Below are 24,850 nucleotides of genomic sequence, written 5' to 3' on the forward strand. Positions count from 1 at the left end.
TTCCCTGCTGCACGGCATCATCAGCCGCGGTCGAGCCGCGGCCGAACCCCGCGACCGTAAGCCTCTCGGTTCACTCGGAGAGGGTCCTGTTCCCGAAGAGAGTTCATCCCCCTTGGGGGGGACGGAGTTGTCCACAGAGGTGGTTTTCTCCACAGAACGCAAAGCCTCACTGGTTCACGACCCCGAAGACATGGGAGGCTCTGTTCATTGCGAGTCTGAAGTCGAGGAGAGTGAATCCTTGCGGTCCGACGCCAACATCGCGGGACCGATGACCGATCCGGTCCCCGGTCCCCGTACCGAATCGATGGGGGCGGATGTTTCACGTGAAACACCGCCTCCGATGGACGACACTCCCATCGGCCGTGCTGCCCAGCTGGCGGTGGACGCACTGGGCCGCGCGGGCGAGGGCCTGCCGCGGCCTGAACAGACACGCCTCATGGTGGTCGCCAACCAGAAGGGCGGCGTCGGCAAGACAACGACGACCGTCAACCTTGCCGCGTCACTCGCGCTCCATGGGGCTCGGGTCCTGGTGATCGACCTCGACCCTCAGGGCAACGCATCCACGGCCTTGGGTATCGATCACCACGCCGAGGTTCCCTCCATCTACGACGTGTTGGTCGAGAGCAGGCCACTGGCAGAAGTGGTCCAGCCGGTCCCTGATGTGGAAGGTCTTTTCTGCGCCCCCGCCACGATCGATCTTGCCGGTGCGGAGATCGAGCTGGTGTCCCTGGTGGCACGGGAGAGCCGGCTGCAGCGTGCGATCCAGGCCTACGAGCAGCCTCTGGACTACGTCCTCATCGACTGCCCCCCGTCGCTCGGCCTGCTGACAGTCAATGCGATGGTGGCAGGTCAGGAGGTCCTGATCCCGATTCAGTGCGAGTACTACGCGCTGGAAGGCCTGGGGCAGCTGCTCCGCAATGTCGATCTGGTACGGGGGCACCTCAACCCCTCCCTGCATGTATCGACGATCCTGCTCACCATGTACGACGGCCGGACGCGGCTCGCGTCCCAGGTCGCGGACGAGGTACGCAGTCATTTCGGTGAAGAGGTGCTACGGACGAGCATTCCTCGTTCCGTACGCATCTCGGAGGCGCCGAGTTATGGGCAGACGGTACTGACTTACGATCCTGGATCGAGCGGTGCCCTCTCCTACCTCGAGGCGGCACGAGAGATCGCGTTGAGGGGCGTAGGCGTCAGCTATGACGCATCGAACGCGCACATCGGCGCACAGCAGAACGATCCGAGCATGGTGGAGGGCGTCCAGTGAGTGAGCGACGGAGAGGGCTGGGTCGTGGTCTCGGCGCGCTGATCCCTGCTGCCCCGACAGAGAAGTTGGCCCCCCCGGCCATAGCGGGAGGCGCTGCTTCCGTGCCTCCCGCCGGCTCGCCGGTGGTGTCGAACGAGCGCGGGGTAGCCGCTGCGAAACTGGCCGAGCTGCCCTCTGTTCCACGTGAAACAGAGGAGCCTTCGCCCCAGGGCGCAGCGGAGACTCCCATGCCTCCCCTGGGTGCACACTTCGCTGAGATTCCCCTCGATTCCATCAAGCCGAACCCGCGTCAGCCTCGTGCGGTCTTCGACGAGGACGCGCTGGCCGAGCTCGTCACGTCCATCAAGGAGGTCGGCCTCCTTCAGCCCGTGGTCGTACGGCAGGTCGGGCCGACGCACTACGAGCTCATCATGGGTGAGCGCCGTTGGAGGGCCTGCCGCCTGGCGGGGCTCGAGGTCATTCCGGCGATCGTCCGGGCCACGGAGGACGAGAAACTCCTTCTGGACGCCCTTCTGGAGAACCTGCACCGGGCCCAGTTGAACCCGCTGGAAGAGGCAGCCGCCTACGACCAGTTGCTCAAGGACTTCAACTGCACCCACGACCAGCTGGCGGACCGTATCGGTCGCTCCCGCCCGCAGGTGTCCAACACCCTGCGTCTGCTGAAGCTCTCGCCGAGGGTCCAGAGCAGGGTGGCTGCCGGAGTCCTCTCCGCGGGACATGCGCGGGCCCTGCTGTCCGTCGAGGACTCCGAGGAACAGGACAGGCTGGCCCATCGGATCGTCGCCGAAGGGCTCTCGGTACGGGCTGTGGAGGAGATCGTCACCCTGATGGGGTCAGGCCCGCAGAAGGCGCCGCGCTCCAAGGGGCCGAGGGCGGGCACCCTGGTGGCACCGGCGCTGTCAGATCTGGCCACGCGTCTCTCGGATCGCTTCGAGACGCGGGTGAAGGTCGACCTGGGGCAGAAGAAGGGAAAGATCACCGTCGAGTTCGCCTCCATGGAGGATCTCGAGCGCATCCTCGGCACGCTTGCTCCCGATGAGGGGCCGGTTCTGCAGAAGAGCCTCGTGGGCGACGACGCCGCAGAGGGCGATTCCTGAGACATCGGCTCGGTCAGCCGAACAGCCGACCAGGGGCGGATCATGTCCGGTATGTGGCGGATCATGATCCGCCCTTTGCTTTTTGTCGGTATCGACGGAATCGCTTCATGGATACGATGCATTCACATACGGGGTGATTCACCGGCCGTACCTCTGAACCTCTGAGCGCAAGGCAGGGGCCATGCGAATGATGAGTCGCACTGGACTGGTGAGAACAGGGCTGGCGGTTGCCGTCTTCGGTGGGTTCGTCGGCAGCCTGCTCAAAGAGCGGCACGCTCTGAGAACCGTCCGCGAGGCAGCAGGCGAAGGAAGCGAGGCACAGGCTTCATGGGGCGTCGGCTCGTACCGCTCACGCTGGACAACCTTCAGGACCTTCCGCAGACCTGTCGCTCGTGTGTCTTCTGGGAGCTCGACCCCGTCAGTGGTGAGGCAGCGGTAAAGGCGGGCACGCCGGCGGTCGAGAAGGAGTCGTGGATCTCCGCTGTCCTGCTGGACTGGGGATCGTGCGGAAGAGTCGTCTATGTGGATGACATCCCCGCGGGTTTCGTTCTCTATGCCCCGCCCGCCTATGTGCCGCGCGCCATGGCCTTTCCCACGAGCCCTGTGTCACCCGATGCGGTGCAGTTGATGACCGCGTTCATCGTGCCGGGCCATCAGGGCCAAGGGCTGGGGAGGGTGATGGTGCAGACGGTGGCGAAGGACTTGTTGCGTCGTGGGTTCAAAGCGATCGAAGCCTTCGGCGACGCGCGTTGGAAGACGCCGGCCTGTGTGCTGCCCGCTGACCATCTCCTGGCAGTGGGATTCAAGACGGTCCGTCAGCACCCCACGTATCCCCGACTCAGGCTGGAACTGCGGACGACGCTCTCATGGAAGGACGACGTCGAGATGGCATTGGACCGCCTGCTTGGAGCTGTCCAGAAGGAACCGGCATTGCGCCCCCTCTGACGAGGGCCGGTAATGCCAAGGGGCCGACCCACTGGGTCGGCCCCTTGGCGTTTCACGTGAAACATGCGCCGCCGGCGAAGCGGTCGGCGGTCATTCGGCGATGAAGTCCTCGAGGTCGCGGACGATCGCGGCCTTCGGCTTGGCACCGACGATGGTCTTGGCGACCTCGCCACCCTGGTAGACGTTCAGGGTCGGAATGGACATGACGCCGTACTTGGCGGCCGTACCCGGGTTCTCGTCGATGTTCAGCTTGACGACCTCGATCTTGTCCCCGTACTCCGCGGCAATCGCCTCAAGAGAAGGAGCGATCTGGCGGCAAGGACCGCACCAGGCGGCCCAGAAGTCCACCAGGACAGGCTTGTCGTTCTTGAGGACGTCCTCATCGAAGGAATCGTCCGTCACGTTCTTCAGGGTGCCGGCCACGGCGGGCTCCTTAACTGGTTGATGCGTGGGGCGGGTGGGGGTCAGACAGCGGTCTTCTCGGGCTCGGCCTGCTTCTCGTCGGAGAGAGCTGCCAGGAACCTCTCGGCGTCGAGGGCGGCGGCACAGCCCGTACCGGCCGCGGTGATCGCCTGGCGGTAGGTGTGGTCAACCACATCACCGGCGCCGAACACGCCGGTGAGGTTCGTACGCGTCGACGGCGCCTCGACCTTCAGGTAACCCTCGTCGTCCAGTTCCAGCTGACTCTTGAAGAGCTCCGTGCGAGGGTCGTGCCCGATGGCGATGAACAGACCGGTCACCGCCAGATCCGAAAGTTCACCGGTCTTGACGTTCCTCAGCTTCAGACCCGAGAGCTTCTGGTCGCCCTGGACCTCAGCGACCTCGCTGTCCCAGACGAACGAGATCTTCGGGTCGGCGATGGCGCGCTCCTGCATCGCCTTCGAGGCCCGCAGGGTGTCGCGGCGGTGGATGATCGTGACGGACTTGGCGAACCGGGAGAGGAAGGTGGCCTCCTCCATCGCGGTGTCACCGCCACCGATGACGGCGATGTCCTGGTCCTTGAAGAAGAAGCCGTCACATGTGGCACACCAGGAGACACCACGGCCGGAGAGGGCATCCTCGTTGGGCAGGCCGAGCTTGCGGTGCTGCGAGCCGGTGGTGACGATGACAGCCTTCGCCTTGTGGACCGTGCCCGCGGTGTCCGTGACCGTCTTGATCTCGCCGGTCAGGTCGACGGAGACCACGTCGTCCGGAATGAGCTCGGCACCAAAGCGCTCTGCCTGGGCGCGCATGTTGTCCATGAGCTCGGGGCCCATGATGCCGTCCTGGAAACCTGGGAAGTTTTCGACATCGGTCGTGTTCATCAGCGCGCCACCGGCGGTGACGGCGCCCTCGAACACCAGAGGCTTCAGCGACGCACGGGCGGTGTAGAGCGCCGCGGTATAGCCGGCCGGCCCCGAACCAATGATGATCACGTTACGGACGTCGCTCACGGCTTGATTCCTCGTCTCTGGTCTGTGTCATCCGACCGGTGGGAGTCTCTGTCTGAACTCTCACCTCACCCAACGGATCCTATGGGGCGCGCATTCCCGCTGGGCCCGAGTACACGGAGGCGGTCCGCGGGCGGGCTCGGGAGGCGCACAGGGTAGGGAATACCACACAGGGTGTGGGTGAAGCGTCGGCCGTCAGGCGCGTGTGTAGGAGTGCTTCAGCAGAACCTTCGCCGCAGAGGCGGAAGAGGGATGGGAGACACAGGAAGCATCGACGATGTATGCGGTCACCCGGGTGTCGTCGGAGGGATCGGGAAGTACCACCAGCAGGACCTCTCGCCCCTCGTAGATGCCTTCCTCCGTGGCGAGGGCGGCGTCATCGTGGCCGATCCCTTTGCGGATGCATTCCGGAACCGCGGACTTGAGCACCCTGGGGCCGGTGGCCGAACCGGGCGCCGACTCGAGACCGAAGGTCTGCGGGCTGCTGGAGGAGCCGGTTTTCATCTGGCCCTGTGTGAGAAGGTCGGAGACCCGCTTCTCCAGCTTTCCCTCGGAGAAAGTATCCGTGGAGGTCGTCTGCTGACCGTCCCCCGGATCCTCGTTCTGGGAGGACAGGAATACCGTGCCGAGCCCCAGGGCCGCCACGGTGAACACTGTTCCCAGCACAGCGGCCCGACGGCGTCCACGGTGCATGCGGCCCTTGCGGCCCGGACCGGTGGTGGACGGCCGAGGGCGCCCAGCGGGGCGGTCCACCGATGCCGCTGTTTCACGTGAAACATGCGCGCGATCTGCATCGGACAGGGCAGGGGAAGCGTCGACCGGTTCTGTGCCGACCGGGTCGGTGATGCCCTGCGGATCCGGCACTGTGGCGTGGAGCAGAGCCTCCGCGGCGAGCGCGGCATCGATACGGCTCGCCATCTCGTCCGGCATACGCGGTGGACCCGGCATTGTGCCGAGCAGTCCTCGGATCTCCTCCAGCGAGGCGCGGACGCCCGCGCAGAGCTCACACTCGCCCAGGTGTCGACGCACAGCGGTGTCCCGGGCGGGCGACAGAAGCCCTTCGGTGAGGTCGGAGATCTCCTCGACGCCTGGGTGCTCCGTCATGTCTGTCGTCGAGGTCACGCTCGCCCACCTCCGCCCTTCACTGCCGCTGGGTCACTCGGTCCTGTATCCGGCGGATCCGCTCGACGTGGTCCCGCTGTGGGTGGGACGGATGCCCCCTGCGTCCGGTTCCGCTCCTCACCCCGCTTCCTGCCGTCACCGCTGCCGTCCGGTCGCAGATGATGCAGAAGAGGCAGGAGTCTGGCTCTGCCCCGGGCGCAGCGGCTCTTCACCGTGCCGGTGGGCACGTCAAGGATGCGGGCGGCCTCGGCCACCGGGTAGCCCTGCATGTCCACGAGGACGAGCGCCGCCCGCTGATCGGGCGGAAGCGTCCCCATCGCTTCGATGAGCTGGCGGTGCAGATCGTTCCGTTCCGCGGGAGCCGAAGCGGGCTCATGGGGCTCCAGCAGCTGCTCCAGGCGCTCCGTGTCGTCGACGGGGGAGGTCTTCCGGGATGTCGCCTTGCGCGCACGGTCCAGGCAGGCGTTCACCGTGATCCGGTGCAGCCACGTCGTGACGGCCGACTGGCCCCGGAAGGTGTGGGCGGCCCGGTAGGCGGAGACAAGGGCGTCCTGAACCGCGTCAGCGGCCTCCTCACGGTCCCCCAGGGTCCGCAGGGCGACCGCCCAGAGCCGGTCCCGGTGCCGGCGGACGAGCTCACCGAAGGCGTCCGGGTCGCCTTCCACGTGACGGGCGAGGAGGTCCTGATCGTTCATGTCGTGGTGCGCGGTGCCATCCGGCATCGGGACCCCTCCCCTCGCTCGGCGAGACGTCAGCCGGTGAACTTCAGGTCGGTGATGGCCTGCTTGTAGCCGGCGCTGCTGTAGCCGTCGGCGGGCGCGTTCGGTACCGCCGTGATCCACAGCAGCACGTACCGCGACGTCACGGCTTCCGACGCCTTCACGTCCAGGGATTCGCTACTGGTCGTGCCGGTCGCGATCTCCTTCATGCCGTCGACTCCGGTCGACGGGGTCAGCGAATCCGTCGCATAGAGATGCACCGTTGTGTGGTCACCGGTGTAGCGGAGGCCTATCGAAGCCGACGAGATCTTCTTGGCCGAGCCGAGGTCGTAGACGATGCCCACGCCGGGTTTGTACGGGGCGAGCGTCGGGCCCTCGTTGTACTTCTTGGTCCGCCAGTAGGTCTCGCTGTCGTTGTCGTACGTCTTGGCGACGTCCCCCGGGGCCTGGGCTCCGCCCGTCGCAACGTACTCCTGAGCGCCCTGGATCGTGAGCGGCTCGGCCGGCTTGGGCTTGTCGCCGCTCTTGTCGTCCTCGTCCGTCGTCTGGGTCTTGTTGGTGTCGCCCGCGTTGCCATTCTGGTCGATGAGAGCGTCGGCGAGCTGCCAACTGCCCAGACCGAGCGCGGCGATCAGCAGTGCCGACACAGCCCACTTCAGGGCCTTGCCCGTACGGCTTTGCAGCGGCGGCGGCGGGACGGGCGCCGGCTGCTGTGTGACACGCGCACCCGGACGGGATGCCGGACGACCGTAGGAGCCCTGCTGGTAGGTCGTGCGCTGGTAGTCCGGTGGAGTGGTGAACGCGGGCTCCGGCGGACGGATGCGGGGCATCTCGCCGATCGCCTTCACCAGTTCCTCCGGTGAGGTGCAGGGGGACTCGTGGCGGGACGCGGTGGCCCCGTCGTTGGCCAGGGCGCGCATGGCGAGCTCGGACAGGCCCCGGTGGACGCCGGCCCGTACCTGGTCGGGCGGGATCAGACCGATGTCCTTCGGCAGCCCGGACAGACCATAGGCGTCACTCTCGTACGGCCAGCGCTGAGTGAGCGCTGCGTACAGCAGGGCGCCGACGGACTCGGTGTCCGTGCGCTGTGGGGTGTCGGAGTCGATGCCGCGCAGCGCCGCGTTCACCGCGAGGCCCCGGATACGCCATTGGCCGGTCGAGGTGCGCAGTACCGCGTTGGGGTTCAGGCGCAGATGGGAGAGCCCCTCGCGGTGGGCCGCGGCCATGGCGGAGGAGATCTGACTGGTCATCTGGTAGGCGTCGTACGCCTCCAGCGGTCCGGCCGCCAGGAGGGCGGTCAACTCGGTGGCATCGGGAAGCCACTCGTGGACGACGTAAACGACGTCGTCCTCCTCCACCGCGTCCAGGACCTGAACGAAGCGGGGGTCGCCCAGCAGGGCGGAGGAACGGGCCGCGGCCAGGACGGAGCGGGCACGCGAGTGGTGTGCGGGCAGGATGTGCACGCCGACGGCACGGCGGAGCTTCTCGTCCACGGCACGCCAACTGCTGAATCCGTCCAGACGGGTGACGCACTCTTCGAGGCGGTAGCGTCTGGCGAGCTTGTGACCGCTGTGCAGTTCGAGCGGCGGTGTCTTCCCGGAACCGTCGGTCCCGGTGTTCTCCTGTGCCGCGTCGCTGTTCGTGTCCTGCTCCCGGTTCTTGGCCACCCCGTCGGCCGTGGACTGGTCCGCCTGCGCGGTCAGCGACTGGTCGCCGCTGTTGTCTGCCACGTCGACGGCAGCTGTGCTCCGTTCCGCCACCGTCGTTCCCTGCCTCCCCATCCATGTGCGCGTCGGGCGACGGCCCGTGCGCGCCGTCCGACGCCGAAACCAATTGTGCCCACAGTCCGCCGCTATGCACGACACACAAGGGCTGACGATGGTTGTGCGCCTACCCGCGCCTTACCGTCCCAGGCGTCCGCGGACCATACCGACCAGCGAGTTGACCTCCACGATGCGCATCCGGCGCGCGGCGACGAAGAAGACGCCGAGCAGCAGGGCTCCACCGGCCACCAGCGCGGTGAAGGAACCGACGACGCCCTGACCGAGGGTGTGTCCGATCCCGTAGCAGATCGCGCCGGCGAGCAGTGCGGCCGGAACCGAGGCGATGCACAACCGGGCGTACGTCCGCAGGACCCGGGCGCCGTCCAGGTCCCCGCCCAGCTTCGTGCGCAGCCGTCGCCAGGCGATACCGACGCCGGTCGCGTAGGCCACGCCGTACGAGGCGGCCATGCCGACCACAGCCCAGCGGGCCGGGAGGACGAAGAAGCAGACCGCCGAGGCGACCGCGTTGACCGCGGCAACGATGACCGTGTTGTAGAAGGGGGTTCGGGTGTCCTCGTAGGCGTAGAAGGCACGCAGGACGACGTACTGGACGGAGTAGGGAATCAGGCCGAGGCCGAAGGCCATCAGCATGTAGCCCATGTTGGTCGCTTCGCTGATACCCGAGGAGCCGAAGATCAGGGTGCACATCGGGATGCCGAGCGCGATGAAGCCGAAGGCGATCGGCACGATCGCGACGGCCGTGGTGCGCAGGCCCTGGGAGATGTCGTCCCGGACGGCGCCGCCGTCGTCCTCTGCCGCCGAGCGGGAGATACGGGGCAGCAGGGCGGCCATCAGGGAGACGGTGATGATGGCCTGCGGCAGGCCCCAGATCAGCTGGGCGTTGGCATAGGCGGCGAAACCGGTGCCCTGGACATCGGAGTCCAGACCGGCAGCGGTGGACAGCTGGGTCACGACCAGCGCGCCCGCCTGGTTGGCGAGCACGAACAGGATGGTCCACTTGGCGAGCATCGCCGCCTTGCCCAGCCCGTGACCCTTCCAGTCGAAGCGCAGACGGATGCGGAATCCCGTCTCGCGCAGGTACGGGATCATGGCCAGAGCCTGGACGACGAGACCGAGCAGGACACCGACGCCGAGGAGACGCTGGCCCTCCGGCGGGATACTCGTGACGGTCATCCGTGAGTCGGCTGCGGTGCCGTAGACGTAGATGAACGTACCGAGGGTCACGATGATGACGATGTTGTTGAGGACCGGAGTCCACATCATCGCGCCGAACCGGCCGCGCGCGTTGAGGATCTGCCCCATCACCACGTGCACGCCCATGAAGAAGATCGAGGGCAGGAAGTAGCGGGTGAAGGTGACGGCGACCTCGTTGGCCGAAGAATCGGAGGCGACCGGGTTCGACAGCGCCCTTACGAGGAGCGGTGCGGCGAGCCACGCGACGGCGGTCAGTGCGGCCAGGGCCGCCATCACGAGGGTGAGCAGCCGGTTGGCGTACGCGACGCCACCGTCGGCGTCGTCCTTCATGGCACGGACGAGCTGCGGCACGAAGACGGAGTTGAGGCCACCGCCGACGGTGAGGATGTAGATCATGGTCGGCAACTGGTACGCGACCTGGAACGAGTCGCCGAGCAGGCCCAGGCCGAGAGCCGAGACGATCAGTGCGGACCGGATGAAGCCCGTGAGGCGGGAGACCATCGTGCCCGCCGCCATCACGGCGCTGGACTTCAGCAGCCCTCCGGCCCGGCCGCCCTTCTTCGGGGGAGCCGCGGGAGCCGGTTCCGGCACGGGAGCCTCGGCGACCGAAGGAGGCGTGGCGCCCGCGTAGTGACCGGGGGCCGCAGAGGCCGGTCCGGGCACGGAAGCGGACTCGTAGGACTGCCCGCCGGTCACCGGCTGGTGGCCGGGGTGCCCGCTGCCCTGCTGCCCGGAAAGTTCCCCGTCGTGCGGTCCGGCGTGCCCGCCGCCCTGCTGCTGATCGCGGAAGAGGTGGGCGAAGGCGTCCGGCTCGTGGCGCTGGTCCCCGGCTTGACCGACCAGGTCGTCCACGCCCACGAACTGCGTCGTGCGCGGGTCGTCCCCGTACGGGAGGTGCTGGGTGGGACCGCCCGGCTCCGGAGCCGGCGCCTGGGCCCAGATCCGTGGGTCGGGCGCGTACAGCGACCGGGGCGGCTGCCCGTACAACGGCTGCTGAGGAGGGTATGTGCCCGGCGGTGGCGGAGGGTGTGCCGCGCGGTCGTACAGGGCCTCGGAGACCGGGTCCTGGGCGGCGATGTCCTGCGCCCGGTAGGGGTCCTGGTCGTAGGCGTCCTGGAGGTACGTGTCGGCGGGCGGCTGCGGCGCCGGGTCGTGACCGGGCGGCGGACTCCCCTGGGGGTCCGACTCGGGATGGCCCGAGTTACCCGCGGCATGGCCGCGGTCACCGTCGTACGGCGCGTTCATGGTTACCCCACCTCATCGTCCCGGGCCCACCGGCCACGACATCCTCAACGGTCCACTCTCTCACCCGTGCCGGACGGGTCTGCGGTTTCCGGTTCGGTGTCCGGTACCGGGTCACTCGGCTGCTGTGGGCCGTCCGTTCCGGAGCCGGCTTCCGGCTTCTTCGTCTCAGGGCCGTTCTCCGGCTTCTCGGCAGGACGTTCCGCGGGGGCGTCCGGGTTCTGCGGGTCGTCGTTGCCCTCGTCCTCCGTGCGGTCCTGCTCCCGGACCTCCTGGGCCTCGCGGGCCGCGGCACGCTTGCGCTGCGTGTACATCCGGAAACCGGCGAGGACGAGCAGCAGCACACCGCCGCCGATGACCAGCATCACCGTGGCGGTGATCTCGGTGACCTTGACGTCGAAGGTGACCGGCTCGCCGTACTTCTGGCCGTCCTGCGTGTACAGCTGGGCGATCACCGTCGCGCGGCCGTTGGCGTTGGCGGACGTGGTGAACTTCACTGACTGGCTGTGTCCGCCGGAGACGGCGACCGGCTGTTCCTCGTAGGCGTCCCCGCCGATCTCGAGGCGGGTCGGGTTGGTCGAGGTGAGCCGTAGCGTCAGGTTCTCGACACCCTGCACCAGGTTGTTCTGGACGGTTACGGGGATCGTGGCGCTGCGGCCGGAGAGCTTCGTCTCCGATTTTTCGATCAGCTTCACCTGGTCGAGGAGCCCGTCGAGGTACGCCTCGACACCGCTGCGGTAGGTGGCCGCCTCGGAGATCCGGCCGCGCCAGGAGACGGACATCCCGCGGTTCAGGGCCCGGCCGAACGGGGTCACGACCCGGGACGGGTCCGAGAGGATCACCTTGAACTTGTCGAGCTTGTCCTGCGTCCTCGCGATCTGCTCGAACGCGGACCGTGGCAGTTCCTGCTTGCGCAGCGAGGAGGGGTACGAGGAGGCCGCGGGGACCTCGGTGGTGGCGGCAGGGTCCGGCTCGGCCTTCGCGGCAGCGGTGAGGTCCTCGGGCTCCGACCAGTTCCCGTCCTGGACGGCCTTCAGGGCTTCGGCCATTGTCTGGGCCTGGCTGGCCGTGGGAGTGCGCTGGGGAGCGACGACGACGCCGCGCTGCCGGCTGGTCTGGAGGCTCAGCGTCAGGCTCTGGGCCAGGAACCGCTGGACGGCGAGCGTGGACGTGGAGGCCTTGGTCATGTCGCCCTGGAACACGGTGGACAGCCGGGAGTCCGCTACGACCGCCGTGGTGCCGCCGCCGATGGGGCGGGCGGCCGAGGGCGTGTACGACAGGTCCCCGGTCTCCCGGAAGCTGTCGCTGCGGGCGATCACCTTGTCGGCGCCGGCGGAGGTGGCGACCTTGACGATGGAGGGGTCCACCGCGCCGTTGACGGGCCAGGCGAAGTCCGTAGCCGGTTTCACGTGGAGGATCGGCTCCACCGTGTTGACGACGACGTCCGTGGCCTCCTTGAGATGACTCAGGGAGCCGGTGACCGAGGTGCCGTTGTGGGCGAGGGAGGCCAGATCCGGATCGCCGAAGGGCAGTGCGACGACCTCTTTGCCCTTCACCGCGCTCTGTACGTCGGCGAGCCACCGCTTGGCGGTGTCCTGATGACCGCCGGGCGTGGTGGTGTCACCCTCGCCCTGGACCTCGTAGCTCTCGGTCATGGCGTCGACGGACGCCAGCAGATCCGGATCGATCACCCAGGTGACGTCGAGGTTCTTGCCCAGCGCCACCATCCGGTCCAGACGGCCGCCCGGGGAGATTTCCTTGGCCAGGTCGTCGTCACGGAGGACCGGGGTCTGCTGCTCGTTGGATCCTGTCTCCGCCGTCGTGTGGACCGTGGAGATCAGAGGCCACAGGAACGTCGTGCTCGTCTTCGCGTCGGCTTCGTCGGGCTGCCACGGCAGGAGCGTCCGCCGGACGCCGAGGGTCTGTTCCCAGGGCTGCGCGGCGGTCTGCCCGGAGAGGGCCACGGCCACCTGGTAGACGCCGTTCTTCCCGAGGTTCAGCTCATCCACTGGAACGGAGACGCTGAAGCGTTGCGAGACACCGGGAGTGAGCTCGGTGTACTTCTGGGCGTACTTGTCGTCGATCTCCGGGCCGATGGCGCCCTGAATGTCGTCGCTGTCCCGGGCGACGCTGTCGATCCCGGAACGTGTGTTCAGCAGAGGGCCCACCCGCAGACCGACGTGGGCGTCGGTGACCGCTTGCTTGCCCTTGTTGGTCACCGTGCCGGACACCGTGACGGTGTCGCCCTCGCCGGGGAGGCTGGGCGTGAGCGAGTTCACGGAGACGGCGACCGAGCCCGCGTCGGTGGCGGACCGCGCGGCACTCCCCGTGGAGGCGGCCGCAGGCGCCACGGCGGGCATGTGAAGCAGACCTGCCAGCAGGGGCACTCCGGCGAACAGGGTGCCGGTGCGCCGCAGCCAGCGGCGGGCAGGTGAGGGACTCATCCCCTGGAAGTCTGCCGCCTCGGCCACGCGCTCGCCCGTCCCTATCGTCGTCAGTGGTCGTCGGATGTGCGTCCACGCATGGTAACGATGCCTCGTGTGGCTGAGTGCCGCGGACCGGTCCGCAAGATCGGGCCGGCCGTCGCGCTGTCCCGTATGTGGCCGTATAGGGGGAGCGCTTGCCGCGAGCGGACGTCGGCCCTCTGCGAGGACTGTGGGAGTCGACGGGGCAGATCAATGGATGAGCCTTCGGCCGCCCGGGCCACGTACCCTTTTCTGTTGTGCCGAATGCCAACGAACAAACCAGTGCCCTGAGCCAGGTGCAGGACCGAGCGGTGAACGAGCTGCTGCGAGTCGCCCCGGTCGCCGACGACCTCGCCCGCCGCTTCCAGGAGGCCGGGTTCTCACTCGCTCTGGTCGGCGGCTCGGTCCGGGACGCGCTGCTCGGCCGGCTCGGGAACGACCTGGACTTCACCACCGACGCCCGCCCGCAGGACGTTCTGAAGATCATCCGTCCGTGGGCGGACGCGGTCTGGGAGGTGGGCATCGCCTTCGGCACGGTCGGAGCTCAGAAGGAGGCCCGTGTCGGAGACGCTGACCGAAGCTTCCAGATCGAGGTGACGACCTACCGCTCGGAGGCGTACGACCGCACGTCACGCAAGCCCGAGGTGGCGTACGGAGACTCCATCGAGGAGGACCTCGTCCGCCGTGACTTCACCGTGAACGCGATGGCCGTCGGCCTGCCCGAGAAGGAGTTCATCGATCCGTACGGCGGTCTGGACGATCTCGCTGCAGGGGTGCTGCGTACACCGGGCACCCCCGAGGCGTCCTTCTCGGACGATCCACTGCGGATGATGCGAGCCGCACGTTTTTCCGCTCAGCTCGATTTCGAGGTGGCTCCCGAAGTGGTCACGGCTTTGCGGGAGATGGCCGGACGCATCGAGATCGTCTCCGCCGAACGGGTGCGGGACGAGCTGAACAAGCTGGTTCTGTCCGCTTACCCCCGCAAGGGACTGACCCTGCTCGTCGACACAGGGCTTGCCGATCATGTACTGCCCGAGCTGCCGGCCCTGCGCCTGGAGAGCGATGAGCACCACCGGCACAAGGACGTCTATGAGCACACGCTGATCGTTCTGGAACAGGCGATGGCCCTGGAGGAGGAAGGCCCCGACCTGACTCTCCGCCTGGCGGCGCTGCTGCACGACATCGGGAAGCCGCGTACACGCCGTTTCGAGAACGACGGCCGGGTCTCGTTCCACCACCACGAGGTGGTGGGGGCGAAGATGACGAAGAAGCGTCTGACAGCCCTCAAGTACTCCAACGAGCTGGTCAAGGACATCTCGCGTCTGGTGGAACTCCACCTGCGGTTCCACGGTTACGGAATGGGAGAGTGGACGGACTCCGCCGTCCGCCGTTATGTCCGCGACGCGGGGCCGCTCCTGAGCCGGCTCCACAAGCTGACCCGCTCGGACTGCACGACGCGCAACCGTCGCCGGGCAGCGGCCCTCGCGCGCGCGTACGACGGTCTGGAGGAGCGGATCGCCCAGCTCCAGGAACAGGAGGAGCTCGACGCCATCCGTCCGGACCTCGACGGAAATCAGATCATGGAGATCCTCGGAGTCAATCCTGGGCCGGCTGTCGGCCAGGCGTACAAGCACCTGCTGGAACTGCGGCTGGAGAACGGCCCGATGGAGCACGACGCGGCGGTGGCGGCCCTCAAGGGGTGGTGGGCCGGACAGCGAGGCTGAGAGTGCGGAACGGGGTCATGTTTCACGTGAAACATGACCCCGTTCGAGGTGCACGGAGGGGCGGTGTTTCACGTGAAACACCGCCCCTCCGTGTGCCGCCTTACTTCTTGTAGTCCTTCAGGCAGAGCAGGAAGTCCTTGCCGTCACCGCTCTGGGTGTACACGTACTGGAAGTCCTTGGCCTGGGCTTCGCACTTGCTGGAAGCCAGGGTGTCGGAGAGGAACGAACCGTCGATCTTGGCGAGCACCTCGTACTGGGCGTCCGAGGAGCCGCAGTCGACGACCTCGAGGTCGGGATTGTTGTCACTGGTGCTGCCGCGGTGCATGCAGTCGCCGACTGTCGCGGTGTTGGCGTCGTCCCGGCTGGCGATGAAACCGCCGATGGCCACAGCGGCGACCACCGCGACGATGACGATGTTCTTGATCGTCTTGAAGCCGATCTTGCGGCGCGGCTGCTCCGGCGGAACGGGGGCGCCCTGCGGGGGGAATCCAGGCTGGCCGGCCTGCTGGGGAAAGCCCGGCTGGCCCTGGGCATAGGGGTTCTGGCCCTGAGGCTGCTGCTGGCCCTGAGCGAACGGGTTGCCCTGAGGCGGCGGAGTGGTCACTTGGAGGTCCCCCTGGAACACAAGAACATGGCGCGAATGGCGCGTTGATAAGACGCATGTAAGGTACCGGGCACCACTGACAACGCCACAGGTCAGGAAGCCCTGTGGCATTGATGTGACACTTACTGGCGCTCAAAACGGCTGATAGCTACAGCTACTCCCCCGTAGATAACAGCGATTGTTGCCACCAGGGGGACTGATCGGCCGTCCGGTGGCAGCATCAGGGCGGCCACCGCGGCGGCACCGACGAAGGCCACGTTGAACAGGACGTCGTAAAGGGAGAAGATCCGGCCACGGAAGGCGTCGTCGACGGAGGACTGGACGATGGTGTCGGTGGCGATCTTCGCGCCCTGGGTGGTCAGGCCCAGAACGAATGCCCCGAGCAGCAGGGGGCCACTGGCGAAGGGCAGACCGAGCGCGGGCTCCAGGACTGCGGCGGCCGCCGAACACAGCATGATCCAGCGGCCCGGCCCGAACCGCCCCGCGGCCCAGGGGGTCGCGACGGCCGCGACGAAGAAACCGGCGCCGGACACACCCAACGCCAGCCCCAGCAGGGCGAGTCCCTCCTCCGTGGTGTCGGTCAGGGCATACCGGCACAGCATCAGCAGCATGACGAGCATGGCGCCGTAGCAGAACCTCATCAGAGACATCGCGGCGAGCGCCCAGGCGGCCTCCCTGCGCGAGGGCGCCGCCAGATGACGCAGACCTGCCAGCAGATCGCGAGCGGTTCCGGTGAGCGCTGCGGCCAGCCGTGGCTGCACCAGGGCCCGTTCGGGACCCAGCAGTTCCTTCGCCATGCGCAGCGATGCCAGAGCCGCGCACAGGTACAGCGCCGCACCCACGAGCACCACGGCCGCGTCCGAGTCGGAGACGACCAGGCGTACGAGGAAGGCGAGTCCACCGCCCGCGGTCGCGGCGAGCGTTCCAGCCGTCGGGGAGAAGGAATTGGCGATGACCAGCCGCTCGGAGTCCACCACGCGTGGCAGCGCGGCGGAGAGGCCGGCGAGGACGAAGCGGTTGACGGCGGTTACGCACAGGGCGGAGGCGAAGAGCAGCCAGTCCGGGACCTGGCCGAGAATCAGGGCAGCGGTCACCGAGGCCATCAGTGCGCGCAGCAGGTTGCCGTACAGGAAGACCTGGCGGCGGCGCCAGCGGTCGAGCAGTGCGCCGGCGAAGGGGCCGACCAGGGAGTAGGGAAGCAGCAGGACCGCCATCGCGGAGGCGATCGCCGCGGCCGACGTCTGCTTCTCCGGTGAGAAGACCACATAGGAGGCAAGTGCGACCTGGAAGACGCCGTCGGCGCCCTGGGAGAGCAGCCGGACGGCGAGCAGGCGTCTGAAGCCCTGGAAACGCAGCAGGACGCGCAGGTCACGGACGACGGCCATGGGGCACAGCCTCACATACGGGGAGGGTCCCCGGGACATGTGCCCCAGGGACCCTCGATCACCCGCAAGGGAGGCAAGGTCCTCACCCGAAGGAGGTGGGTCCTAGCGTTCGGCCTCGCCCTGGATGAACTTCTCGACGTTCAGACGGGCCTCGTCGTCGAAGTACTGCACCGGAGGGGACTTCATGAAGTACGAGGAGGCCGACAGGATCGGGCCGCCGATACCGCGATCCTTGGCGATCTTCGCGGCGCGCAGGGCGTCGATGATGACACCGGCGGAGTTCGGGGAGTCCCAGACCTCGAGCTTGTACTCCAGGCTCAGCGGAACGTCACCGAACGCGCGGCCCTCGAGGCGCACGTAGGCCCACTTGCGGTCGTCCAGCCACGGGACGTAGTCGGACGGGCCGATGTGGACGTTCCTCTCGCCGAGGTCCCGGTCGGGGATCTGGGAGGTGACGGCCTGCGTCTTGGAGATCTTCTTGGACTCCAGGCGCTCCCGCTCGAGCATGTTCTTGAAGTCCATGTTGCCGCCGACGTTCAGCTGCATGGTGCGGTCCAGGACGACACCGCGGTCCTCGAACAGTTTCGCCATGACGCGGTGCGTGATGGTGGCGCCGACCTGGGACTTGATGTCGTCACCGACGATCGGCACACCGGCCTCGGTGAACTTGTCCGCCCACTCCTTGGTGCCGGCGATGAACACCGGGAGGGCATTGACGAAGGCGACCTTGGCGTCGATGGCACACTGGGCGTAGAACTTCGCCGCGTCCTCGGAACCGACGGGCAGGTAGCAGACCAGGACGTCGACCTGCTTGTCCTTGAGGACCTGGACGACGTCGACCGGCCCCTCGGCCGACTCCTCGATGGTGGCCTGGTAGTACTTCCCGAGGCCGTCGAGGGTGTGGCCGCGCTGGACTGTCACCCCGGTGCTGGGGACGTCGCAGATCTTGATGGTGTTGTTCTCGGAGGCGCCGATGGCGTCAGCGAGGTCGAGGCCGACCTTCTTGGCGTCCACGTCGAAAGCGGCGACGAACTCGACGTCGCTGACGTGGTAGTCGCCGAACTGGACGTGCATCAGGCCCGGCACCTTGGACGCCGCGTCGGCGTCCTTGTAGTACTCGACGCCCTGCACCAGCGACGCGGCGCAGTTGCCCACGCCGACGACGGCTACGCGAACGGAACCCATTCCGGTTGCTCCCTGTGTGTATGAGTGAGGCCCCGAACGGGACTCACGTGGCGGTGTCGTCGGGCGAACCGGTCCGGGGGGTGTCCCCGGACCGGGGCAGGTCGCCCGACGCTCCAGATGTGGTCTCCTGTCGAGGAGGCGCCCCTGAGGCAGGACCCTTCAGGTCCCGCCCGGCCCGCTCGCTCTCGATGAGCTCGTTCAGCCAGCGCACTTCCCGTTCCACGGACTCCATTCCGTGGCGCTGGAGCTCGAGCGTGTAGTCGTCCAGGCGCTCCCGGGTCCGGGCCAGTGAGGCGCGCATTTTCTCCAGGCGCTCCTCCAGCCGGCCGCGGCGGCCTTCCAGTACGCGCATGCGTACGTCGCGTGACGTCTGTCCGAAGAAGGCGAACCGCGCGGCGAAGGTCTCGTCCTCGTACGCGTCAGGGCCCGTCTGGGAGAGCAGCTGTTCGAAATGCTCCTTGCCGTCGGCCGTCAATCTGTAGACGATCTTGGCGCGGCGGCCCGTGAGCGGAGCGGCGAGGGCGTCCTCGGTGGTGTTCCCCGGCTCCTCGATCAACCAGCCGTTGGCGACCAGCGTCTTGAGGCAGGGGTAGAGCGTCCCGTAGCTGAAGGCACGGAACACACCCAGTGACGTGTTGAGTCGTTTGCGCAGCTCGTAGCCGTGCATCGGAGACTCGCGGAGCAGGCCGAGTACGGCGAACTCGAGGATCCCGGAACGCCGGCTCATCGTCGCCTCCTCTCTGCCGCGGTCGTGCGATCACGGTCGTGTGTGGCGCATCGCCACTTTTATGCCGAGCTGATGTATCGACTCGATACATCATGACGATAGAACGGCGTTCCGACCGGGACAAGGGGGGGTGTGGTGAACGGGATCACATCATCGATTCAATGCGAGCAAGTTGCCTGATTTGAGCTGAACTTCTGTGCTCGGCGGGTTTTGGCGGTGCGTAGTCTGTGCGCCATGCGCAACACCGGGAACCAAGTGGCGCCCGGGGGCGTCCCTGTCCCTGGTGCAGTACGGGATGAATGCGGAACTCACCGCATCCGTACTTCGGGGGGACCGGAAACCAGCTGCCGTTTCCAGGCGCGCGAGATGCGCCTGCCCGAGGAGTAGTCGTTCGATGAGCGAGCACCGTCGCAAACCGCCGCAGCCGCAGGGAGGCGGACGTGCCGCGGCCCGACGCGGCCAGTCCGGCTCGTCCTCCGGCCGTCGCGCGGCACCGCGAGGCGCCACCGGGTCTCCGTCCGATTCCTATGGGTCGGACTCGGGTGGTGAGGGCCACACCTATGGAAGCCGCGCCGAAGCACGACGCGCGACACAGAGAGGCGGGGGCCGCCGGGCAGGTTCCACCGGCTCCGGCCCCGGCCGGGGCCGTGCTGCGCCTCCCGGCAGGAAGCGGATCGTCGACTATCCACGCCACGACAAGTACGGCTGGCGTCGCTGGATGCCGTCCTGGAAGCTCGTCACCGGGCTGTGCATCGCGTTCTTCGGCAGCATGGTGGCCGCCGCGGGGATCGGGTACGCGCTGGTGAGCGTGCCCGTCGTCGCTGAGACTGCCACGGCGCAGAACAACGTCTACTACTGGTCCGACGGCAAGCAGATGGTCGCCACGGGGGGTGAGCGCAACCGTCAGATCGTCAATCTCGAGCAGATCCCCAAGGCGATGCAGGACGCGGTCATCTCCCAGGAGAACAAGACCTTCTACGAAGACAGCGGCATCGACCCCCGGGGTATCGCCCGCGCCGTGTTCAACATGGCCAAGGGCGGCGACACGCAGGGCGGATCCACGATCACCCAGCAGTACGTCAAGAACGCCATGCTGGACGACCAGTCGCAGACGGTCTCCCGCAAGTTCAAGGAAATCTTCGTCTCGATCAAGGTGGGCGCCACCGAGGACAAGAACGACATCCTCGAGGGCTATCTGAACTCGGCCTACTACGGACGAGGGGCCTACGGGATCCAGGCCGCCGCCCGCGCGTACTTCGACAAGGACGCACTCGAGCTCAACGAGGGCGAGTGCGCCTTCCTGTCGGCGGTCCTCAAGGGCGCCACCTACTACGACCCGGCGGGCTCGACCTCCATCGACCCGGTCGGCGCCACTCCCGAGGCGAACAAGAAGCGTGCCCTGACCCAGATGCAGGACACACTGGACAAGATGGTCGAGTACGACCGTCTGGATCCCGCGACCAGGGCCAAGTACACCAAGCTGCCCAAGGTGCAGAACCCCCGGTCGAACACCGCGCTGAGCGGGCAGATCGGTTACCTCGTGGACCTCGCCAAGGCGTACATCGTCAACAACAGCGAGGAAACCGGAGTCACCGCCAACCAACTGGAACAGGGCGGCTACTCGATCCACACGACCTTCGACAGGAAGAAGGTCGAGGAACTCGAGAAGGCGGTCCAGAAGGTCTACAAGAAGAACATCAAGCCCGAGGAGCGCCCGGAGGACACCCACGTCCAGTTCGGCGGGGCTTCGGTGAACCCGGCGACCGGTGCGATCGAGGCCATCTACGGCGGTACCGACGCGACCAAGCACTTCACCAACAACGCCGACTCGACCGGTGCACAGGTGGGGTCGACGTTCAAGCCGTACGTGCTGGCGGCCGCCATGAAGTGGGGTGTCCGGGACCCCGACGGGGATCCCGTGCAGGCCCAGGACGAGCGTACGAAGGTGTCCGAGAAGAGCCTGTACAGCGGCAAGAACAAGCTCAAGATCAAGGAGTACGACGGTTCGGTCTGGCAGAACGAGAAGGGCGAGCAGTGGGAGCAGGTCAACGACGGTGACGAGTCACGCGGCACTCCACCCGATTACAAGATCGATCTCCGTGAGGCGATGCAGTTCTCGGTGAACTCCGCGTTCGTTCAGCTCGGCGTGGACGTCGGCCTCGACAAGGTGAAGGACTCCGCGGTGGACTCCGGGCTTCTGGAGAGCAGCCTCGCCGGAACGAACTACCCGTCCTTCTCCCTCGGTACCTCCAGCCCCAGCGCGATCCGCATGGCGGGTTCGTACGCCACCTTCGCGGCCAGTGGCGAGCAGCGCGACCCGTTCTCCGTCAAGAAGGTGACGAGCAAGGACGGCACGGTCTACACGCACAAGACCCAGACCGAACAGGCGTTCACCGCTCTGGTCGCCGACAACGTCACGGACGTCCTGAAGACCGTCGTCGAGGAAGGAACCGGCACCAACGCCCAGCTCGAGGGCCGCGAGGTGGCCGGCAAGACCGGTACCACGGACGGCAACAAGTCCGCCTGGTTCGTCGGCTACACCCCTCAGCTCTCCACCGCGATCAGCATGTTCCGGTACCCCGATGACGAGACCATCAAGAACCGCGAGTTCCTGGAGATGTACGGAACAGGTGACCAGGACTCGATCCACGGTGCCTCGTTCCCGTCCGAGATCTGGGCGGACTACATGGAGGACGCGCTGAAGGGCCAGAAGCCGGAGCCCTTCCCGACGCCGGAGCCCATCGGCGAGATCGTCAACGACACTCCGTCGCCGACCGCCACTCCCTCCCCCACCGAGACCGAGGAGGAGGAGACTCCGTCGGCCTCTCCGACCACTTCGGAGCCGGAGCCTGAGCCCAGCAGCCCCAGTCCGACCGAGACCGATACCTGTGGACCCTTCGACTTCAACTGTGAGGAAGAGGGAGACGACACAGGCGGTACCGGGGCGGGTGGCGCGGACGCCGGTGGGACGGACGGCGGGGTGACCAGTTCGCCGTCGGCCTCTGAGTCGGAGGAGGAAGGGGACAGTCGAGGCAACGGCAACGGTAACGGCAGTCTCTTCGGAGGCCCGGCCGGGTAGCCGCCCTTTCGTCCTACTTGGGTGTTCCACGTGAAACACGGGCCGCCGTACCCCTCGGGTACGGCGGCCCTCGGCATTGGCTCCGGCGCGTACGGCAGGATGTGCGGCATGCCCAGTGGAGGATCGATGCGAGCGAGCGCCCACGAGCCGGACCTGGTGGAACCGACCCGGGAGGACGCGGTCGCCAAGGCCGGCAGCGAGCTGATCGGCGGTCCGCTCGGGCGGCGTGCCCTGCTGGGAGTGTCCTGGTGGACCCCGGTCCGGGTGATCGTGCTCGTGGCGATCGGTATGTTCACCCTCGGCCTGGTCCAGAAGGCGCCCTGCTACAACGGCGCGTGGTTCTTCGGCGCCGGCTCCCAGTACACCCACGCGTGCTACTCGGACATCCCGCACCTCTACCAGGGGCGGGGCTTCGCCGACGGCCTCGTACCGTACTTCGACCAGATCCCCGGCGACATGCAGTACCTGGAGTACCCGGTGCTGACCGGTGTGTTCATGGAGGTCGCGTCCTGGCTCACACCCGGCAGCGGGAGCATCCAGGACCAGGAGCAGTGGTACTGGATGGTCAACGCCGGGATGCTCATGGTGTGCGCGGCGATCATCGCCGTCTGTGTGACCCGCACGCATGCCCGGCGACCCTGGGACGGTCTGCTGATTGCTCTGGCGCCTGCCTTCGCCCTGACCGCGACGATCAACTGGGACCTGCTGGCGGTTGCGCTGACGGCCGCCGCGATGCTCATGTGGTCGCGTAGCCGGCCTCTCGCCTTCGGAGTCCTCCTGGGACTGGCTACGGCCGCCAAGCTCTATCCCGTGCTCCTCCTGGGGCCCCTGCTGGTTCTGTGCTGGCGTGCGGGACGCTGGCGGGAGTTCGCGAGGGCCCTGGGCGGTGCCGTCGTCGCCTGGGCCGTGGTGAACGGGCCGGTGATGTTCTTCGCCTTTGACGGCTGGTCGAAGTTCTACACCTTCAGCCAGGAGCGGGGCGTCGACTTCGGGTCCTTCTGGCTGATCATCGCCCAGAACTCGTCCGACCCGCTCAGCACCGAGACCGTCAACACCCTTGCCACACTGCTGATGCTGCTGTGCTGCGTGGGTGTCGCGGCGCTGACCCTGACGGGCCCCCGCCGGCCACGCTTCGCACAGCTCGCCTTCCTGATCGTCGCGGCGTTCATCCTCACCAACAAGGTCTACTCGCCCCAGTACGTCCTGTGGCTGGTGCCCCTGGCCGTCCTGGCCCGGCCGAAGTGGCGGGACTTCCTGATCTGGCAGGCCTGCGAGGTGGCCTACTTCCTCGGCATCTGGATGTACCTCGCTTACACGACCAGTGGAGACGCCCACAAGGGACTGCCCGCCGACGGCTACCACTGGACCATCGGCCTGCATCTGCTCGGGACGCTCTATCTGTGCGTCATGATCGTGCGTGACATCCTGATGCCGGAGCGGGACCCGGTGCGCCGGTCCGGTGACGACGATCCCTCGGGCGGGGTGCTGGACGGAGCGGAGGACGTTTTCGTACTCGGTCCCGCCGCTCGGCCCGCTCGGGACACCGTGCACTTCGACGGCCCGCAGGCCGAGTGGGGCAAGGCCGACGCCACAAGTGGTTCACTCTGAGCGAACGACCGGCGGTCAGCCGGCCCGGCGACCGGTCCGGTGGCAGGTCCCCCCCCCTGAATGCTGTTGAGCAACAAGAGGAAGGGCCGTGCGCGGGGGTCACCGTGCACGGCCCTTCTCGTTGTCCTGGCGGCTGTGCAGGAGTTGCCTCAGTCTTCCCTGTCTGCCACGTCTTCGGCGTGCCTCGTGCCGCTCAGCGGTCGAGGGCCCGGTCGAACTGCGTGGTGGTGTGCCGCAGGTGGGCCACCAGCTCCTCGCCGACCTGCGGCTCCGGTGCCTCCGCGGGGACGAACAGGATCGACACCTGCATGTGCGGCGGTTCGGCGAACCAGCGCTGCTTCCCGGCCCAGACGAAGGGAGAGAGGTTCCTGTTCACCGTGGCCAGCCCGGCACGGGCAACGCCCTTGGCACGCGGCATGACGCCGTGCAGAGCCTTGGGGGCCTCCAGGCCCACCCCGTGCGACGTACCGCCCGCCACGACCACCAGGAAACCGTCGGAGGCGGCCTTCTGCTGCCGGTAGCCGAACCTCTCACCCTTGGCTATGCGCGTGACGTCCAGGACGGCACCGCGGTACTCGGTGGCCTCGTGGTCCCCCAACCACAACCGCGTGCCGATCCGGGCGCGGAACCGTGTCTGCGGGAACTGCTGCTGCAGCCGGGCGAGTTCCTCGGCCTTGAGGTGGCTGACGAACATGGTGTGCAGCGGGAGGCGGGCTGCCCGCAGTCGGTCCATCCAGCCGATGACCTCCTCGACGGCGTCCGAGCCGTCGGTGCGGTCCAGGGGCAGGTGGATCGCGAAACCCTCGAGCCGGACGTTCTCTATGGCGGAGTGCAGCTGCGGAAGATCCTGCTCGCTGACGCCGTGCCGCTTCATCGAGGACATCACCTCGATGACCACCCGGGCGCCGACCAGGCCGTACACGCCGTCGATCGATGAAACCGAGCGGATGACCCGGTCGGGCAGGGGGACGGGCTCCTCGCCGCGCCGGTACGGCGTCAGCACGAGCAGGTCGCCGCCGAACCAGTCCTTGATCCGGGCGGCCTCGTACGTGGTACCGACGGCGAGGACGTCCGAGCCCAGCCGGGTGGCCTCCTCGGCCAGCCGCTCGTGTCCGAAGCCGTAGCCGTTGCCCTTGCAGACCGGGACGAGTCCCGGGAACTGCTGCTGCACGTGCTTGTGATGCGCCCGCCAGCGCGCGGTGTCGACGTAGAGCGTGAGCGCCATGGCCGGACCTGGAACCTTTCTTGTGGCTGTGGTGTGTCGGAGGAATGA

General features: G+C 67.4%; 18 protein-coding genes. 6 read left to right on the forward strand and 12 right to left on the reverse strand.

The window, feature by feature from the left end; genetic code table 11:
* Positions 1-190 precede the first annotated feature (190 nt).
* The 3 genes from TU30_RS00760 (at position 191) to TU30_RS00770 (ending at position 3,309) form a co-directional block, all read left to right on the forward strand.
* Complete coding sequence (locus TU30_RS00760) at positions 191-1,267, forward strand: ParA family protein (RefSeq protein ID WP_078878018.1); 1,077 nt, start codon at positions 191-193, stop codon at positions 1,265-1,267.
* Entirely contained in the window at positions 1,264-2,364 is a 1,101-nt protein-coding gene (locus TU30_RS00765; protein ID WP_042163193.1) for a ParB/RepB/Spo0J family partition protein, read from the forward strand. The genes TU30_RS00760 and TU30_RS00765 overlap by 4 nt, the downstream gene beginning before the upstream one ends.
* A 327-nt stretch (positions 2,365-2,691) precedes the next feature.
* Complete coding sequence (locus tag TU30_RS00770) at positions 2,692-3,309, forward strand: GNAT family N-acetyltransferase (RefSeq protein ID WP_042163194.1); 618 nt, start codon at positions 2,692-2,694, stop codon at positions 3,307-3,309.
* A 90-nt stretch (positions 3,310-3,399) separates the two neighbouring features.
* On the opposite strand, the gene trxA is transcribed toward TU30_RS00770, so the two are convergent.
* The 7 genes from trxA to TU30_RS00805 form a co-directional block, all read right to left on the reverse strand.
* Positions 3,400-3,732, reverse strand: coding sequence for a thioredoxin (gene trxA, locus TU30_RS00775; RefSeq protein WP_042163195.1), 333 nt, complete (start codon positions 3,730-3,732; stop codon positions 3,400-3,402).
* A gap of 41 nt (positions 3,733-3,773) precedes the next feature.
* Entirely contained in the window at positions 3,774-4,742 is a 969-nt protein-coding gene (gene trxB, locus TU30_RS00780; RefSeq protein WP_042163197.1) for a thioredoxin-disulfide reductase, read from the reverse strand.
* A gap of 192 nt (positions 4,743-4,934) precedes the next feature.
* Complete coding sequence (locus TU30_RS00785) at positions 4,935-5,861, reverse strand: anti-sigma factor (RefSeq protein ID WP_042163199.1); 927 nt, start codon at positions 5,859-5,861, stop codon at positions 4,935-4,937.
* Positions 5,858-6,583, reverse strand: a complete 726-nt coding sequence (gene sigM, locus TU30_RS00790; protein WP_042163201.1) for an RNA polymerase sigma factor SigM — start codon at positions 6,581-6,583, stop codon at positions 5,858-5,860. The genes TU30_RS00785 and sigM overlap by 4 nt, the downstream gene beginning before the upstream one ends.
* 29 nt (positions 6,584-6,612) lie before the next feature.
* Positions 6,613-8,340 (reverse strand): protein kinase family protein, encoded by a 1,728-nt coding sequence (locus TU30_RS00795; protein WP_042163203.1) that lies wholly within the window; start codon positions 8,338-8,340, stop codon positions 6,613-6,615.
* 141 nt (positions 8,341-8,481) lie between these two features.
* Positions 8,482-10,803, reverse strand: coding sequence for a murein biosynthesis integral membrane protein MurJ (gene murJ / locus TU30_RS00800; protein ID WP_042163205.1), 2,322 nt, complete (start codon positions 10,801-10,803; stop codon positions 8,482-8,484).
* A gap of 44 nt (positions 10,804-10,847) precedes the next feature.
* Positions 10,848-13,271 (reverse strand): DUF6049 family protein, encoded by a 2,424-nt coding sequence (locus tag TU30_RS00805; RefSeq protein WP_042163206.1) that lies wholly within the window; start codon positions 13,269-13,271, stop codon positions 10,848-10,850.
* Between the two features lie 251 nt (positions 13,272-13,522).
* On the opposite strand from TU30_RS00805, the gene TU30_RS00810 reads away from it, so the two are divergent.
* A complete protein-coding gene (locus TU30_RS00810; protein ID WP_042163208.1) occupies positions 13,523-14,989 on the forward strand; it encodes a CCA tRNA nucleotidyltransferase in 1,467 nt (488 codons plus the stop codon).
* 100 nt (positions 14,990-15,089) lie between these two features.
* Here TU30_RS00810 and TU30_RS00815 read toward each other — a convergent pair whose 3' ends face one another.
* From TU30_RS00815 to TU30_RS00830, 4 genes are all read right to left on the reverse strand, one after another.
* Complete coding sequence (locus TU30_RS00815) at positions 15,090-15,593, reverse strand: hypothetical protein (protein WP_042163209.1); 504 nt, start codon at positions 15,591-15,593, stop codon at positions 15,090-15,092.
* A gap of 122 nt (positions 15,594-15,715) precedes the next feature.
* Positions 15,716-16,978 (reverse strand): MFS transporter, encoded by a 1,263-nt coding sequence (locus TU30_RS00820; RefSeq protein ID WP_042163211.1) that lies wholly within the window; start codon positions 16,976-16,978, stop codon positions 15,716-15,718.
* 102 nt (positions 16,979-17,080) lie between these two features.
* Positions 17,081-18,163, reverse strand: coding sequence for an inositol-3-phosphate synthase (locus TU30_RS00825; RefSeq protein WP_042163213.1), 1,083 nt, complete (start codon positions 18,161-18,163; stop codon positions 17,081-17,083).
* 43 nt (positions 18,164-18,206) lie between these two features.
* Positions 18,207-18,890 (reverse strand): PadR family transcriptional regulator, encoded by a 684-nt coding sequence (locus TU30_RS00830; protein WP_042163215.1) that lies wholly within the window; start codon positions 18,888-18,890, stop codon positions 18,207-18,209.
* 394 nt (positions 18,891-19,284) lie between these two features.
* On the opposite strand from TU30_RS00830, the gene TU30_RS00835 reads away from it, so the two are divergent.
* Positions 19,285-21,969 (forward strand): transglycosylase domain-containing protein, encoded by a 2,685-nt coding sequence (locus TU30_RS00835; protein WP_199816808.1) that lies wholly within the window; start codon positions 19,285-19,287, stop codon positions 21,967-21,969.
* Between the two features lie 99 nt (positions 21,970-22,068).
* Positions 22,069-23,577, forward strand: a complete 1,509-nt coding sequence (locus TU30_RS00840; RefSeq protein ID WP_042163845.1) for a glycosyltransferase family 87 protein — start codon at positions 22,069-22,071, stop codon at positions 23,575-23,577.
* A 193-nt stretch (positions 23,578-23,770) separates the two neighbouring features.
* Here the strand turns inward: TU30_RS00840 and TU30_RS00845 are convergent, their stop codons facing one another.
* The gene (locus TU30_RS00845) at positions 23,771-24,802 is read right to left on the reverse strand and encodes an alanine racemase (protein WP_042163217.1); all 1,032 of its coding nucleotides are present in this window, start codon (positions 24,800-24,802) and stop codon (positions 23,771-23,773) included.
* Between the last annotated feature and the right edge of the window lie 48 nt (positions 24,803-24,850).

Origin of the sequence: Streptomyces sp. NBRC 110035, assembly GCF_000829695.1 — a bacterium.
Taxonomy (GTDB): domain Bacteria; phylum Actinomycetota; class Actinomycetes; order Streptomycetales; family Streptomycetaceae; genus Streptomyces.

What these genes read in the sequence shown, in the direction of transcription:
- TU30_RS00760 (WP_078878018.1), top strand. Translation starts at nt 191, where the DNA reads ATGGGAGGCTCTGTTCATTGCGAGTCTGAAGTCGAGGAGAGTGAATCC.
- TU30_RS00770 (WP_042163194.1), top strand. Translation starts at nt 2,692, where the DNA reads ATGGGGCGTCGGCTCGTACCGCTCACGCTGGACAACCTTCAGGACCTT.
- sigM (WP_042163201.1), bottom strand. Translation starts at nt 6,583, where the DNA reads ATGCCGGATGGCACCGCGCACCACGACATGAACGATCAGGACCTCCTC.
- murJ (WP_042163205.1), bottom strand. Translation starts at nt 10,803, where the DNA reads ATGAACGCGCCGTACGACGGTGACCGCGGCCATGCCGCGGGTAACTCG.
- TU30_RS00820 (WP_042163211.1), bottom strand. Translation starts at nt 16,978, where the DNA reads ATGGCCGTCGTCCGTGACCTGCGCGTCCTGCTGCGTTTCCAGGGCTTC.
- TU30_RS00825 (WP_042163213.1), bottom strand. Translation starts at nt 18,163, where the DNA reads ATGGGTTCCGTTCGCGTAGCCGTCGTCGGCGTGGGCAACTGCGCCGCG.
- TU30_RS00830 (WP_042163215.1), bottom strand. Translation starts at nt 18,890, where the DNA reads ATGAGCCGGCGTTCCGGGATCCTCGAGTTCGCCGTACTCGGCCTGCTC.
- TU30_RS00835 (WP_199816808.1), top strand. Translation starts at nt 19,285, where the DNA reads ATGAGCGAGCACCGTCGCAAACCGCCGCAGCCGCAGGGAGGCGGACGT.
- TU30_RS00840 (WP_042163845.1), top strand. Translation starts at nt 22,069, where the DNA reads ATGTGCGGCATGCCCAGTGGAGGATCGATGCGAGCGAGCGCCCACGAG.
- TU30_RS00845 (WP_042163217.1), bottom strand. Translation starts at nt 24,802, where the DNA reads ATGGCGCTCACGCTCTACGTCGACACCGCGCGCTGGCGGGCGCATCAC.